Origin of the sequence: Leifsonia sp. 22587, assembly GCF_052044215.1 — a bacterium.
Taxonomy (GTDB): Bacteria; Actinomycetota; Actinomycetes; order Actinomycetales; family Microbacteriaceae; genus Leifsonia; species Leifsonia shinshuensis_C.
Genome location: NZ_JBQENB010000001.1, coordinates 511,682 through 525,671, shown reverse-complemented (window position 1 = coordinate 525,671; position 13,990 = coordinate 511,682). Strand labels below are relative to the sequence as shown.

Genomic DNA, 13,990 nt, shown 5'->3' with positions numbered 1-13,990 from the left:
GCTATTCGTCCTCGTCGCGCTCCCACGGCCAGCGGGGGCGGCCGCGCTGGCGGAAGCGGCCCACCAGCACCAGCTGGTAGAGCAGCGTCACGGCGAACGCCGCGACGCCGGCCGTGATCGACGGCCACCGGACCAGCTGTGAGAGGGCGAACAGGAAGTAGTGCAGCGGGTCGCCGGGATCGCCGAAGGCGCCGGCGATTCCGCCTGCGGCGATGAACACCGCGTAGCAGGCGACGCCGACGCCGAGGGCCACGCCCGGGGACACGCGCTGCCGGTCGGCGGGAACGCGGGTGCCGAGCACGATGAGGAACACGAGCAGCATGACGGCCGCCGCGATCACCATGGTGGGGCCGACCAGCGGTCCCACCTGCGGATCGCCGATGACGTCCGTGTCCGTGGCGAGCGAGATCAGCCCGAACGCCGCGACGAGCAGCGCGAGGTAGAGCCCCGCCGCGAAGAACGCGACGACGGTGGCGTAGGCCCGGTCGTCACGCATCCGTCACCTCCGGATCAGTACCCCTGCTGCGCGTAGGCCGCGGCGGCCTGGTTCTGGGTGTCGGCCACCTGCTGCTCGTAGTCGGCCTGCGCCTCCGCGTTCCGGGCCTTCAGCTTGCGGCCGCGACCGGCCAGCCAGGCGCCCGTCCAGATGGAGATCTCGCGGGCGATCACACCGGCGAGCACGGCGAACGGGTTGACCCAGGCGCTGCGCATCAGGATGGCGAACTCGTTGGAGGTGCGCGTCCAGTACTGCGCGTCGACGAGCCCGGCCCCGATGTAGACGAGGTAGACGAAGACGGCGACGAACAGGCCGCCCAGGATGTAGGCCCACCAGCGCGCGCGGTTCAGGATCTGGATGAGCACGACCATCCCGATGAAGAACGCCACGACCGGAGCCCACCCGCGGAGGCCGCCGGTGAAGAACTGGACCAGCGCAGGGACGAACTCGTCGCTCGGGGTGAGCAGCGAGCCGACGATGAGCACGGCCGCGGCCCACAGGACGGCGAACGCGACGGTGCCGACGAGGGCGATCAGGATGCCGACGCCGCGGTTGCTCTTCTTCTTCGGCGGCTCGGGACGCTGCAGGTAGATCGGGGCGACCGGCTGCGGGGCCGCGGGGGCGGCGGTCGTGGCGGCCGTTCCGGCGGCGGCGGTCGCGACGCCGGCGGTCTCGCCGGTCGAGGCGGCGGGGTACGCCGTGGTCGGGGCGTCCTGCGCCTGGCGGAGGTTGGCCGCCTCGGCGGCGACGATGACCGGGGTGGCCGACTCGGTCGGCGACGCGGTGTCGACGGTGGCGTCCCCCCCGGCGGTGGCGCCCGTGGCGCCCGGCTGGGCGCTGTTGCGTGCGACGGCGGCGGCGACGTCGTCGTCGGTGGAGACGACGGGCTCCGGCTCGGAGATCGCGGCGGGGCGCGCGGGCTCGGCGGCGGGCGCCGGAACGGCGGCTGCCGGGACGGCGGCGGGGGCGCTCGCGTTCGCGGCCGTCTCCTCCTCCGCCGGGCGGTTGAGGTGGCCACGTGCGGACACCGGGCTCGACGGGGGCTCCACGACCTGAGCACCCGTGTCGGTGCTGGGCTCCGCGGCGGCCGACTCGGCCGGGGCGGTCGCGGGGGCGACCCGCTCGGCGTCGGGCGCGGGCTCGTAGGTCTCGCGCTTGGGCGCGGTCTCCGGCGTGTCGCTCATCAGTGGCACCTCCATGGACCCCGGCGGGTCCCGTCAGGTGCCCACTGTACCAACGGGGTGAGCCGATTCCAGGGAGGGCATACCGGCGGCACGGAGCCGGGAAGCCCTCCCGTTCGTCATCGCGAAGGAGTCGCTGCCGGCGTCGGGGCGGTTGTTGCACCGGTGCTGCTGGGCGCGGCCGCCGCCGCCGTCGGGCGAGCTGCACCGAGCACGTAGACGAGACCGGTGATCGTGTACGTCGAACCTGCGGTACCGGCAGCCGCCGCCCCGCCCGCGGCCGGAGCCGAACTCGCGTCCTGGGTGCCCGTGAAGCCCGTCACCAGGACGAGTCGTTTGCCGTGCTGAAGGCCGCCGAGGAAGGCGATTGCGGCATCCGTGCCGCCCTGCACTCCGATCGTGACCGGGATCGCAACGAAATCGCCCGCCGTGATCAGGGAGTTCGTCGTCGTCCGCGGCGCCGCCGGCGCTGCCGGTGCTGTCGAGGTAGGCGTCGGCGAGGGCGAGGAGCCCGAGGTTGCCGCACCGGACGGAGCGGTGGCTGCCGGAGCTGCCGGAGGCACGTATGCGACCGGCTCTCCCGAGTTGAACTGCGAGATGGTCGTGCCGGTCGAAGCCGCGAGTGCCCGCAGGTCGGAGAGCATGGCGTCCAGGGACTGACTCGACGGGACGGACTGCTGAAGTTGCGAGAGCTGATCCTTGTACGTGGACAGCCTGTCGTAGTCCTGCTTCAGCTTGGCGAGTTGTGCCTCGGCCGCCTGGTTGCTCGCGAGGGTTGTGGCGATCTGTTCGTTGGCCGCCCCCGCGGCTGCGAGCTGTGGCTGAACGCCGAGCAGGTAACCGAGAGCCAGGACCACGGCGATGGCCAAGCCTGTGGCCGCAATGACGATGCGCTGCTTGTCCACGTCACTTCCCCTTCTGCTCGAACCGGCCGTCGAAGGCCGATTCGTTCAAGTGCATGATCGCGGAGGCCGTGTACCCGGAGCCGTCGAGGGTGATGGCTCCCGGCGAGACGTCCGCGACGGCTGGCAAGCCCGAGAGTTGAGACAGCCAGGCAGACACCACATCGAGGTTCGGTGCTTTGACTTGAATGGTCACGGTCGCCACGCGCGTACCCTGCAGGGGAACCGTGGACTGCTGATACGCGGCCAGCGGGGATGCGGAATCGATCGTGATGCCGGTGATGGCCAGGCCGCCCCCCGTGACTGCTCGCACGTCGGTCAGGAAAGCCTGCCAGTCGACCTCGGTCGACGCCCCCACCTCTTGGCCCGCCTTGGTGAGCGCGATCTGGCTCTCCACCGCTCGAACTTCTGCGTAGCGTTGCTGCTGCTTGGTCAACGCGGCGGTTTCGGCCTGTGCTGCCGACAGTGTCGAATTCGCCTGTATTGCCATCACCGTGCTGCCGCCGATAGCGGTGGCGACGAGTGCGACGACGACGAAGAGCGCGACGAGCAGCCGCCGTCCGATCGCGACATTGCGCCGCGAAGCCTTCACCTCCGGAGGCAGAAGGTCGACCCTCGGCAATACGGCGAACGCGCCACCGGTACGGCCAGCCGGGGCCGTCGCCCTGACGCGGTCAGCGCCCTCCGCGTCGGGCTTCTTCCTCCCCACGCCCTGCCGTCTGCTCTTCGAGGGGTTGGTCAGAGCCGACCCCTTCGAGCCGTGCCCGCGGCGGGACGTGCGGTTCTTGACCTCTGGCGTTTCATCGGGGTGCGTCAGTTCGGTTGTCATGCTGCCTCACTTCCCAACGCGAGTCCGAGCGCCACCGTGATCGCTGCCTGGTCGTTGCGGAGCTTCTGCGCGTCCAGCCCGCGCGACAGGGCGAGGCCGGGGAAGGGATCCCCGAGCGAAGCAGGCAGCCGGGTGAAATCTGTGAGCGCGTCGACGAAACCGGGCAGGGAGGAGCCACCGCCGGTCAGCAGTATCGCTCCGACGGGATGGTCCGGCCGCGTGTTCGAGTAGTAGGAGACGGTGTTGCGAATACTGACGAGCAGGTCCGAGACGATCTCGCGGGCCGCCGAAACAGTCGCCTGGGCTGTCGGCGATGGGTCCGCCGACGCCACACCGTGCAGCCGCTTGAGCCGCTCGGCCTCATCCATCGGGATGGACAGCTGGGAGGCGACTGCCGCTGTGACGTCCGCGCCGCCGGCCGAGATGATCCGCACGAACTGCGGCACCCCGTCGAGCAAAGTGACGACGCTCGTCGTGCTGGCGCCGACATCGACGAGGGCGACCGTGCCCTGGAGCCGAGGGCGCGTCACCATCAGGCGGCCCAGAGCGAAGGGGATCAAATCGACCTCTACCGGTGTGAGTCCGGCAGCCTGGACGGCTTTCACGTTACCTACCACCGCCTCCTTCACGGCTGCGATGAGCAAGCCGTGCGTCATCGGGCCGGCCTCGGTCATCGATTCGGACACGGGGAAGAAGTCGAGAAGCGCGTCCTGCACCGGGACGGGCAGCATCTCCTGAGCGACGAACGGAAGCGACTCCCGGATGCGCTCGCGGGGAGCAGAAGGGACGCTGATATCGCGGGCGAGCACCCGCTGGTTGCCCATGCCGAGCACGACACGGCGGCTCTTGAATCCGCCGACGCTCCACAGTTGCTTGAGAAGCGCGCCCACGGTGTTCGGCTCGAGCACTTCGCCGCGACTCACCGCGCTCTCAGTCAGCGGGACCTCCGCGTAGCGGAGGAGGGTGGGACGGGGCTTCGCCGGGTCCGCGAGTTCGACAGCTCGAATCGTCGTCGACCCGATGTCCACCCCCACAATCGTCTTAGTCATCGAGCAATCCCCTTTCCGCCGCAGTCACTGCAGGCCGATCACGGCGAAGTACGTGGCGACGAGCTGCGCCCCGAAGAACATTCCCACCCAGGCGCCGGCCAGCATCCACGGGCCGAACGGTATGCCGCCCTTGCGGTCGACCCGCTTCGCGAGAACGAAGACCAGGCTGAACACGCCCCCGAGGACGAACGCGGCGAAGGCGCCGACCGCGAGTTGAGCCCAACCGGCCCACCCCAGTGCGAGGCCGAGCACACCGGCGAGCTTCACATCCCCGAGACCCATGGCGCCGGGCCGCACGAAGGCGAGCAGGAGGTAGAAGCCTCCCAGAGCCGCGGCGCCGATGCCCGCCTGCCCGAGCCTCCACCAGTCGCCCTCGACCGCGGCCGCGGCCGTGAGAAGGGCGGCGATGGCCACAGCCGTCGGAATCACGATGCGGTCGGGCAGCCGATGGGTCTCGATGTCGATGATCGAGAGCGCGATCGTCACGGCGGCGAGCCACAGCCAGGCGAGGAGTTCGAGGATCGTCGCGGCGAGCGGCCGGCCGGGAACCCGCAGGGGAACCAGAAAAGCGAATGCCACGACAGCGAAAAGCGCCGCCGTTCCTAGTTCGACGAGCGGATAGCGGACGGGGATTCGCGTGCCGCAATCCCGGCATCTGCCACGGAGAAGCAGCCAGGAGAGCACGGGGACATTGTCGTGCGGACGGATGCGACTACCGCAGATCGGGCACGCGCTCGCAGGGCGCATCAGGGACATCCCGGCGGGGACGCGATAGACGACCACGTTCAGGAACGACCCGATGAGGGAGCCGAAAACGGCGACGACGGCGACCATGATCTGCCCCCCTACCCGCTGATGTTCCGCACGGAGAACACCGTATCGAGGTGGCCGGGCACAGGGGGCGGGGGCGGCGTGTATGTGCCGTTGTCGAAGTTGACGCCGGGAAGGCCCATGGAGATGAAGTGCAGGGTGAACGAGTTGTTGAAGGCGATGTTCGCTGCGTAGATCTGACCCCACCAGGCGCTTCCCGAGTTGCCGAGGCCGCACGGGGTGTAGATCATGATGTCCACCGACGGGTCGGTATCGACCTGATTCTCGATCTTCGATCGTCCCGAGGGTCCTGCCGCGCAGTCCGGCGAAGCGTTCGCAACCTTGTCCGGAGAGATGATGTAGAGCCGGTGGGTCCCGGATCCTGAGGCGGCCGTGATCGTCTCGTTCTTCAGATCGAACAGGTCGGCGACCAGCACGACGTCGGTCTTCAACGTCAGGTCCTGATTGCTCAGATCGACCATCGTGCCCGGGCACTTGGACGATGCATAGACGACGGTCGGCGTCGACGCCGTGTTGATGGCGCTCGCGACGGTGGACCCGCTGCATGCAGTGGGGACCTGTTGCGTGAAGCCTGTCCAATCGCTCAGGTGGTAATCGAAATCGACCCAGTCCGGCACGACCGGTGGCGCCGGCGTCACGATCCCCGTCTGGTTCTGGAAGACGCGGCTCGAGGGCAGTCCGGAACCGGAGACGCTGACCGTCCCCGACGTCTTGAAAGTGCCGCCGACGCTGCCCGACACGCTCGATGCACCGGTGCGGGGGCCGGCGATGACGCTGCCACCAACGCTTCCGGAGATGCTGACCGGTCCGGAGGACGTGATGTTGCCGTTGATCTGAGCGCCGTTCGCGACCTGCACCACTGGAGAAGTCGAACCGGTGGCGTGGACGTTCCCCCTGATCACGCTGTTGTTGCCGATCTGAACCGTGGCCGATGCCCAAAGGTCGCCGTTGATCGTGCAGCCGCTCGGGGATTGGTAGATGCCGTCGCCGAGGATGACATCGCCCTGGATCGAGCCACCGGTCTGGCAGCTGGCGCTGCCGTTCTTGAACTCGATGCCAGGGCTGCTCGTGCCGGCCTGTGTGATCGTGAGGTTCGTGATCGTGCCGTCGGTGACGTCGTAGCCGTACACCGCCGAGCCGGAACCGGTGATCGATTGGCCCGGGTTGTACGGGATGTAATTGTAGACGGCCTCGAGTGTCCTGGTCGCCCCTGTCGACGTCGGCGACGCGCCGACAGAGACGAGCTTCACCTTGTTCACATCGGTCGCGTTGGAGGGGCATCCGCTCAGCCAGGTCGTGCCGCTGACTGTGCGCTGATAAGAGACCGTCACCGAGTACTTCGGGCTCGTGCTGCTCGTATACGGCAGGGAGCACGTGCCCTGCGTCAGCTGCGCTGCCACGGTCGCGATCCCGGCCTGGGCGGCCGCTTGAGCCTGCACTCCCCCGCGGGTCGTGTCGCTGTACCGGAAGGACGTCACCAGCATGCTCGTGCTCAGGAGGATGAAGGCCATCATCACCGCCCCGACGCCCACGACGGGGACCAGCGCGCCGCCGCGCTCGCGGTCGGTGCGGCGGAGCCTGAGGCGAAGTCGTCTGATCAGAAGCATGGGCTGCTCACCGTCGTCGTGTTGGGGATGTGGATGGTCGTCTCCATGTGCACCGGCTGCTGCGAACCGTTGACCACGTCGAACTTGAGGTCGACCCGCGTGCCCGAGGGCGATGCGAAGACGGTCGAGGATTGCGCTGCGGCTACGGTTGCGCCAAGCCCGTTGCCGATCAGCTGCCAGCTGGAATCGGGAGCGCCGCTCGGCATCGCGATCGCGGCGGCCGGGAAGACCCGCTTGACGTAAATCGCCCCGCCGTTGGTGGGGAGGTAATACCAGGCCTGGCACCCGGTCCCCGACGTGGAGCCCTGGGTGGGGTCGTCCGCGGAGCTCATCGAGTAGACGCGCGCCTGCAGCATCTGCGCACCCGTCGTGGCGTTGGTCACGACGCCGACGGCCGTCGCATTGGCCACGCCCTGGCTCACAGAGCGAGCTACGAGTTGGCCGAGGGTCGCAGCGGCGGTGGCCGCTCGGGTCCCCTTTTCGGCCCTGCTGGCGGAGGCGAGGAAACCACCGACGGTGATGAGGACGATGAGGGTGAGAGCCGCGGCCACCAGCAGTTCGATCAGTGTGAAGCCCGAATCCGGGCTCTGGTCGGAGAAGTGCCGGCTCATGATGCCGACCTCAGGAGAACGAGGCTCGTGACCGACGCGATCACGGTCGGGCTGCCCGAAGCCGTGACGGTGACGACGACCTTGATCGTCGTGGGATAGGTGGTCGGGCACGGCAGCGAAACGGTTCGGGTCGCCTGCAGCGCGACACCGCGCGCGTCGACCACAGGTGCGACCGTCTCGGCCTGATATGCGGTCAGAGCCGCGCAGGTGGCCGCGCGGCTCTGAGCATCGTCGATCTGCTGGCCGGCGAGCTGGCTCGCCGTCGCGATCGTCGTGTTGGTGGAGGTGGCCCGCATCTGAGCGACGAATGCGGGAACGACCGCCACGGCCAGGATCGCGAGCAGCAGCATCGCGACCATGACCTCGATGAGAGTGAAGCCTGAGTCGTCGCTCTGGAGACGGAGTGTCGTCTTCATGGGGACCACCTCCCTTCGATTTCGGGTCTCTCGGGGTAAGCGATTGGTTTGGTACGGGAAGCGGGTGGAGCGGGCGGTCCGACGCGTCGGCCCGCCCGCTCGGGGACTAGCAGCCGGCGGGCTTGTTCTTGGTGGCCCCGCTGGAGTCGGTCGCGTAGAAGACGGTGCCGCCACTGCTCTTGCTCTTGGCCGACACACAGAACGAGCTGCCGCTCGGGGTGTAGGTGAGGCTCGCAGTGTTGTCGCTGAGGCTCGCGCCGGCCTTCTTGGCGTTGTCGGTCAGCGTGGTCGGATCGGTGAGCACGTCCGTGCTCGCCGGGAGTGAGCCGTTGCTCGTCTGCATGCTGACGACAGCGGTCTTCAGGTTGACCGCATCCGACTGAGCGGAGCTGTCTTTGGCGTTGTCCTGGATTCCCAGGTACACCGGAATGGCGATCGCGGCGAGGATGCCGATGATGATCACCACGACGAGGAGCTCGATCAGGGTGAAGCCCTTCTCGGCCTCTTCGCCCTTGAGCAGGGCCTGACGGCGGGCGTTCAGTTTGCCCATGAGACGGAAGTACATCGCAGGTTCCAATCGGTCGGAGAACTCGAGGTGACCGGGGCCGAGACTGTCCCGATCGGGTTCGATGCTATGTGGCTGGAAATTCGCCAATAATCCCGCGTGTGGGGGGTTTTCGGGATTTCCGTGGCCCCAGTTGAGGGGCTCCGACTTCTCGGCAACGAGGCCAGGGACGCCTGTGGGGGGGGCACAAAAACCGGGCAGGTCCGGCGTGCTGTTTCTACGCCAGACCTGCCCGGTCAGGTCGATCACGGGCAGCCGGTGGGCTTCGTCTTGGTGACTCCGGTGGAGTCCGTCGCGTAGAAGACGGTGTGACCGGTGCTGGTGCTCGTCGCGCTGACGCAGAACGCGCTCCCCGTTCCGGGGGTGTACGCCAGGCTCTGGGTGTTGTTACTGAGGCTGGCACCGGCGTTGCTGGCCGAGGTGGTCAGGATCTTGCCCGTGGCGTCGACGACGGCGGTGCTGGTCGGCAGCGAACCGGTGCTGGTCTGCATGCTCACGACGGCGGTCTTCAGGTTGACGACGTCGGACTGGGCGGACGAGTCCTTCGCGTTGTCCTGGATCCCCAGGTACACCGGGATGGCGATCGCGGCGAGGATGCCGATGATGATCACCACGACGAGGAGCTCGATCAGGGTGAAGCCCTTCTCGGCCTGCTCGCCCTTCGCGAGGGCATGACGGCGGGCGTTCAACGAGCCCATGATGCGGAAGTACATGAGGGGTTCCTATCTATCGGGTATTGAGTCGGATACCGGTGTTTCCGCCGGACGTGGCTTGATGCTATTGCCCGGAATTTCGCCCCGATAAGCCCGCGTGCGGGGGGTATTTTTCATTTTTGTGGCCCCAGTGAAGGGGGTTTCATTTCTGATCTCGCCGGGATCGCGGTCGGGAGCCGGGTCCCTCGAATCAGTGGATGAGCGTCGCGATCTGGAAGATCGGCATGTACAGCGCGATGATCATGCCGCCGATCACGACACCGAGGAAGGCGATGAGCAACGGCTCGATGAGCGAGGTGAGCGACTCGGTCATCGATTCGACTTCGTTGTCGTAGAACATGGCGATCTTGTCCAGCATGGTCTCGAGCGAGCCGGCGTCCTCGCCGACCGCGATCATCTGCGTGACCATCGGCGGGAACGCCTCCACGCGGGCCATGGGCTTCGCTATCGACTCTCCCTTCCGGACCGACTCGGCGACCTGTTCGAGGGCGTTCTGGATCACCCAGTTGCCCGAGGTGGCGCCGACCGTGTGGAGGGCCTGGAGGATCGGAACGCCCGCACCGATCATGTTCGACAGGTTCTTCGTGAACCGGGCGATAGCGATCTTCTTCGCCAGCTTGCCGAACACGGGCATGCGGAACCGGAGCGGATCCACCACGCGTCTGACACGTTCCGTGTTCTTGTTGACCCTCCACCACAACCACGTGCCGATGATGACGATGGCGAGGAGCGGACCGAGCCACACCATGGACTCGGAGAGCACCACGAGGATCTGCGTCGGCAGCGGCAGCTGGCCCCCGAGGCTCTGGAACATGTTCTTGAAGACCGGCACGATGAAAATCAGCATCGCAACAACGGAGACCAGCGACATCACGAGGACGATGATCGGATAGGTCATCGCCGACTTGATCGTGTCGCGGAGCTTGACCTCCTTCTCGAAGTTCTCCGCAATGGAGTCGAGAGCACTGTCGAGGAAGCCGCCCGTCTCGCCCGCCCGCACCATGCTGATCATGAGCGGAGGGAAGTCGACATCGTGCTTGGCCATGGCGGCCGAGAGCGACGTGCCGTCCTCCACCGCGTCGCGAACCTCGCCGAGGATCTGCCCCAGCCGCTTGGACTCGGTCTGCTCTGCGAGGATGTTGAGAGTTCGGAGGAGCGACAGACCGGAGCCGATCATCGTCGCCATCTGGCGGCTCATCACGGCGAGATCCTTGAGCTTCACGACGCGCCTCAAGCCTGGGATCGTGATCTCCTTCTGGAGGCCCGTGCCGGCTGACGCCTCCTGAATCGACACAGGGCTCAAGCCCATGGATCGCAGCCGGAGGACTACGGCGCCTTCGCTCGGCGCATCGAGCCGCCCTTTGACGAGCTTGCCGGTCGCGTTCCGGCCGGCGTACGCGAAAGTCGTCGCCCCGACCATCAGCGCACCTGGCCTGAGTACGAGTCGCCGAAGTCCGGTCCGGTCTCGGCGAGAGCCCATGCCGTGGCCGCCGTGGGCGACTCCACACGTTGGATGAGGCGATCGAGGCCTTGGGGATCGTGGGCCTTCTCGAAGGCGGCCGAGCGGGTGATGGTGCCCGAGTCGACCAGATCTGCAAGGTGCTGGTCCATGGTGTGCATCCCCTGATCGCGCCCGGCCTGCATCATCGAGCCGATCTGATAGGTCTTCCCCTCCCGGATGAGGTTGGCGATAGCGGGAGTCGTGAACATCACCTCGGTGGCCACCACGCGGCCTCTGCCGGATGCGCGCTTGACCAGCGTCTGGCAGATGACGCCTTGAAGGGTCGCGGCGAGCTGAGCGCGGACCTGCTGCTGCTGGTGGGGAGGGAAGACGTCGATGACACGATCGATCGTCTGCGGCGCATCCTGGGTGTGCAGGGTGGCGAAGACCAGGTGGCCGGTCTCGGCCGCGGTGAGAGCGACCGAGATGGTCTCGAGGTCTCGGAGTTCGCCGATCAGGATCACATCCGGGTCCTGCCGGAGGACATGCTTGAGCGCGCTGTTGAAGCTGTGGGTGTCGTGTCCGACCTCCCGCTGATTCACGAGCGACTTCTTGTGGGTGTGCATGAACTCGATGGGATCCTCGACCGTGACGATGTGGTCGGCGCGGGTCGAGTTGACGAGGTCGATGAGCGCCGCCAGGGTCGTCGACTTCCCGCTTCCTGTCGGGCCTGTGACCAGCACGAGCCCGCGCGGGAGCCCGGCAAGTTTTGCAACTCCGAAGGGAACGCCGAGGTCGTCGAGGGTCTTGATCTCCGTGGGGATCAGACGGAAGGCCGCGCCGACCGCCCCACGCTGTTGGTACAGGTTGACGCGGAAGCGCGAGTTGGCCGAGATCGTGAAGGCGAAGTCAAGCTCCAGCTCGCGCTCGAAAGCGAGGCGCTGGCGGTCGTCGAGAAGGCTGTAGAGCGCTTCCTTGGTGCGTTCATGGCCCCACGGCTGCGTCGAGCCGGCGGGAGTCAGCGCGCCGTCGATGCGCACCATGGGCGGCGCACCGACCGTGACATGGAGGTCGGAGGCGCGCAGCGTGACCACAGCGCGCAGGGCGGCGATCAACTCCGGGTCTGCGGCGGCGAGCGCCTCCCGTTCGGCCGGAGTGAGCGTGTGCAGATCGTCCGGCTCGGCGGGGACGGCGGTCGTGTCGGGAAGCGTCGCCGCGGCGGGAGCCGGCGCCTCGTAAGAAACAGGCACTCCCGCGGGCGGGTCGTACGCGACGGGCACCGATGGTGGCGGGCTGAACGACGCGGGCTGTGACACCGGCGGCTCGTATGACACGGGTGCCGACACAGGAGCGTCGAACGATACCGGCACGGATGCAGAAGGGTCGAACGGGGAGGCTGGCGGCTGCTGCGACATGAACGCCGAGGGCTGCGGCACCGGATAGGCGTCGACCGGCCCCGAGACCGGGCGGGCCCACCCGGGTGCTTCGGGAGGGGTGACCGGGATCTCGTAGACAGGTCGGCTCTGGCCGCCGTCCTTGGGCGGCCAGCTGTCGTTCAGCGCATCCGATGCCATGTGATTCCTCTCCTAGGCGACCACTCGAAGGATCTCGTCGACCGAGGTCTGCCCGAGCCGGACCTTCTCCCACCCGTCCTCGCGGAGGGTCAGCATTCCTTGAGCACGCGCCGTACGCCCGATTTCGGCGCTCGACGCGCGCTCGACCGTCAGCCGCTCGATCTCCTCGGTGACCGCCATCACCTCGTGAACGGCGAGTCGCCCGCGATACCCGGTGTTCGAGCACGCCGTGCAGCCGACCGGGCCGAACACGATGGGCGGCTCGGCGTCCTCCGCGACCGGGAGGCGGAGCCGGCGCAGGTCGTCGACCTCGTACGCTATCGGCTGCTTGCACCGCTCGCAGAGACGCCGGGCGAGGCGCTGGGCGACCACGCAGTCGAGTGCTGAGCCTACGAGGAATGGCTCGATGTCCATCTCGGTGAGCCGGGTCACGGCGCTCGGGGCGTCGTTCGTGTGCAACGTCGACAGGACGAGGTGACCCGTCAACGAGGCTTCGATCGCGATCTGGGCGGTCTCGTGGTCGCGGATCTCGCCGAGGAGCACGACGTCGGGGTCGCTTCGCAGGATGCTCCGCAGCGCGCTCGCGAATGTCAGACCCGCCTTAGGGTTCACCTGCACCTGGTTGATCCCCGGCATCCGGTACTCGACAGGATCCTCGACCGTGATGACGTTGATCTCCGGCCGGGACACTGCGTTGAGCGTCGTGTACAGCGTGGTCGACTTGCCGGATCCTGTCGGTCCCGTGACGAGGATCATCCCGTAAGGCTTCGAGTACGCCGTCTTGAACGTCTCGAGGTTGCGATCAAGCAGGTTCAGGTCGCTGAGGGTCAGCGAAGTGTTCGTGTTGTCCAGGATTCGCATGACGACCTTCTCGCCCCACACCGTCGGCAGCGTCGCCACGCGGAGGTCGATCTGACGCCCGCCGTGCGAGACGGACATGCGGCCGTCCTGCGGCTTGCGACGCTCAGCGATGTCGATATCGCTCATGATCTTGAGACGCGAGATCACACCGTTCTGGACGGTCTTGGGCGCGCTCTGCATTTCGTGCAGCACACCGTCGATGCGGTATCGGACGCGAAGGTTGTGCTCACCGGGCTCGATGTGGATGTCCGACGCCCTGTCCTGGATGGCCTGGCTCACGATGAGGTTGACGAACCGCACGATGGGCGCCTCGTCGTCCGCCGCGTCGTCCGAGACGGCGGATGCACCGATGTCCTCGGGCGCGGCCTCGTCCTCGAGGGTGGTCGTGAGGTCGTTGAGCTCCTCGTCCGCACGGATATACCGATCGATGGCGGCCGCGAGATCATCCGGCTCGGCGACGACCGCGACGACAGGCATCCGAGCGGCGGCCCGCACGTCATCGATCGCGAGAACGTCGCCCGGGTCGCGCATGGCGAGGACAAGGGCTCCCTCTGCGATCGATACGGGCAGGACGTTGTGTCGGCGGCACACCGCGCCGTTGACCAGGGAGACCGCCGTGCGGTCGACCGGGTAGTCGACGAGTTCGACGAACGGGACACCGGCCTGCGCGGCGCGCGCCCGCGCGACCTGCGCGCTGCTGATCGCACCACGATCGATGAGCTCACGCACGACGCTCTCGTCGTTGGGCGCGCTCGAGCCCACCTGATCCAGGTATTCGATGGGCAGATGGCCGTGAAGGATAAGGATCTCGGTCATGGACGCCACGGGGGACCTCCTCGGATAGGGGTCCTGCCGGGTTCGGGTGATCCGACAGGGCACGTCCCGGCCCGGAGCTGCTCCGGGTCGGGACGAAG

General features: G+C 67.5%; 14 protein-coding genes. All 14 read right to left on the bottom strand.

Going from position 1 to position 13,990, the window contains the following annotated elements; all coding sequences use genetic code 11:
* Position 1 precedes the first annotated feature (1 nt).
* The 14 genes from ACTJI1_RS02565 to ACTJI1_RS02500 all read right to left on the bottom strand — a co-directional run bounded on the left by ACTJI1_RS02565 (position 2) and on the right by ACTJI1_RS02500 (position 13,901).
* Complete coding sequence (locus tag ACTJI1_RS02565) at positions 2–496, bottom strand: DUF6121 family protein (protein ID WP_440741448.1); 495 nt, start codon at positions 494–496, stop codon at positions 2–4.
* A 14-nt stretch (positions 497–510) separates the two neighbouring features.
* Positions 511–1,680: a hypothetical protein gene (locus ACTJI1_RS02560; protein ID WP_440741447.1), complete on the bottom strand. Its 1,170-nt coding sequence runs from the start codon at positions 1,678–1,680 to the stop codon at positions 511–513.
* A gap of 116 nt (positions 1,681–1,796) precedes the next feature.
* Positions 1,797–2,582, bottom strand: coding sequence for a type 4a pilus biogenesis protein PilO (pilO, locus tag ACTJI1_RS02555; RefSeq protein WP_440741446.1), 786 nt, complete (start codon positions 2,580–2,582; stop codon positions 1,797–1,799).
* A gap of 1 nt (position 2,583) precedes the next feature.
* Positions 2,584–3,408, bottom strand: coding sequence for a hypothetical protein (locus tag ACTJI1_RS02550; RefSeq protein WP_440741445.1), 825 nt, complete (start codon positions 3,406–3,408; stop codon positions 2,584–2,586).
* Entirely contained in the window at positions 3,405–4,457 is a 1,053-nt protein-coding gene (gene pilM, locus ACTJI1_RS02545) for a type IV pilus assembly protein PilM (RefSeq protein ID WP_440741444.1), read from the bottom strand. The genes ACTJI1_RS02550 and pilM overlap by 4 nt, the downstream gene beginning before the upstream one ends.
* A 24-nt stretch (positions 4,458–4,481) precedes the next feature.
* Positions 4,482–5,291: a prepilin peptidase gene (locus ACTJI1_RS02540; RefSeq protein ID WP_440741443.1), complete on the bottom strand. Its 810-nt coding sequence runs from the start codon at positions 5,289–5,291 to the stop codon at positions 4,482–4,484.
* Between the two features lie 11 nt (positions 5,292–5,302).
* Positions 5,303–6,688: a hypothetical protein gene (locus tag ACTJI1_RS02535; RefSeq protein ID WP_440741442.1), complete on the bottom strand. Its 1,386-nt coding sequence runs from the start codon at positions 6,686–6,688 to the stop codon at positions 5,303–5,305.
* A gap of 197 nt (positions 6,689–6,885) precedes the next feature.
* Positions 6,886–7,506 carry a PulJ/GspJ family protein gene (locus ACTJI1_RS02530; RefSeq protein ID WP_440741441.1) on the bottom strand — a complete coding sequence of 207 codons (621 nt, stop codon included), beginning with the start codon at positions 7,504–7,506 and terminating at the stop codon, positions 6,886–6,888.
* Entirely contained in the window at positions 7,503–7,922 is a 420-nt protein-coding gene (locus ACTJI1_RS02525; RefSeq protein ID WP_440741440.1) for a type IV pilus modification PilV family protein, read from the bottom strand. The genes ACTJI1_RS02530 and ACTJI1_RS02525 overlap by 4 nt, the downstream gene beginning before the upstream one ends.
* Before the next feature lie 106 nt (positions 7,923–8,028).
* Positions 8,029–8,487 carry a type II secretion system protein gene (locus ACTJI1_RS02520; protein WP_440741439.1) on the bottom strand — a complete coding sequence of 153 codons (459 nt, stop codon included), beginning with the start codon at positions 8,485–8,487 and terminating at the stop codon, positions 8,029–8,031.
* Between the two features lie 245 nt (positions 8,488–8,732).
* Complete coding sequence (locus ACTJI1_RS02515) at positions 8,733–9,200, bottom strand: type II secretion system protein (protein WP_440741438.1); 468 nt, start codon at positions 9,198–9,200, stop codon at positions 8,733–8,735.
* Between the two features lie 190 nt (positions 9,201–9,390).
* Positions 9,391–10,422, bottom strand: a complete 1,032-nt coding sequence (locus ACTJI1_RS02510) for a type II secretion system F family protein (RefSeq protein ID WP_440741437.1) — start codon at positions 10,420–10,422, stop codon at positions 9,391–9,393.
* 197 nt (positions 10,423–10,619) lie between these two features.
* Positions 10,620–12,215, bottom strand: coding sequence for a PilT/PilU family type 4a pilus ATPase (locus tag ACTJI1_RS02505; RefSeq protein ID WP_440741436.1), 1,596 nt, complete (start codon positions 12,213–12,215; stop codon positions 10,620–10,622).
* A gap of 12 nt (positions 12,216–12,227) precedes the next feature.
* On the bottom strand, positions 12,228–13,901 hold the full coding sequence (locus ACTJI1_RS02500; RefSeq protein WP_440741435.1) for a GspE/PulE family protein: 1,674 nt from the start codon (positions 13,899–13,901) through the stop codon (positions 12,228–12,230).
* Between the last annotated feature and the right edge of the window lie 89 nt (positions 13,902–13,990).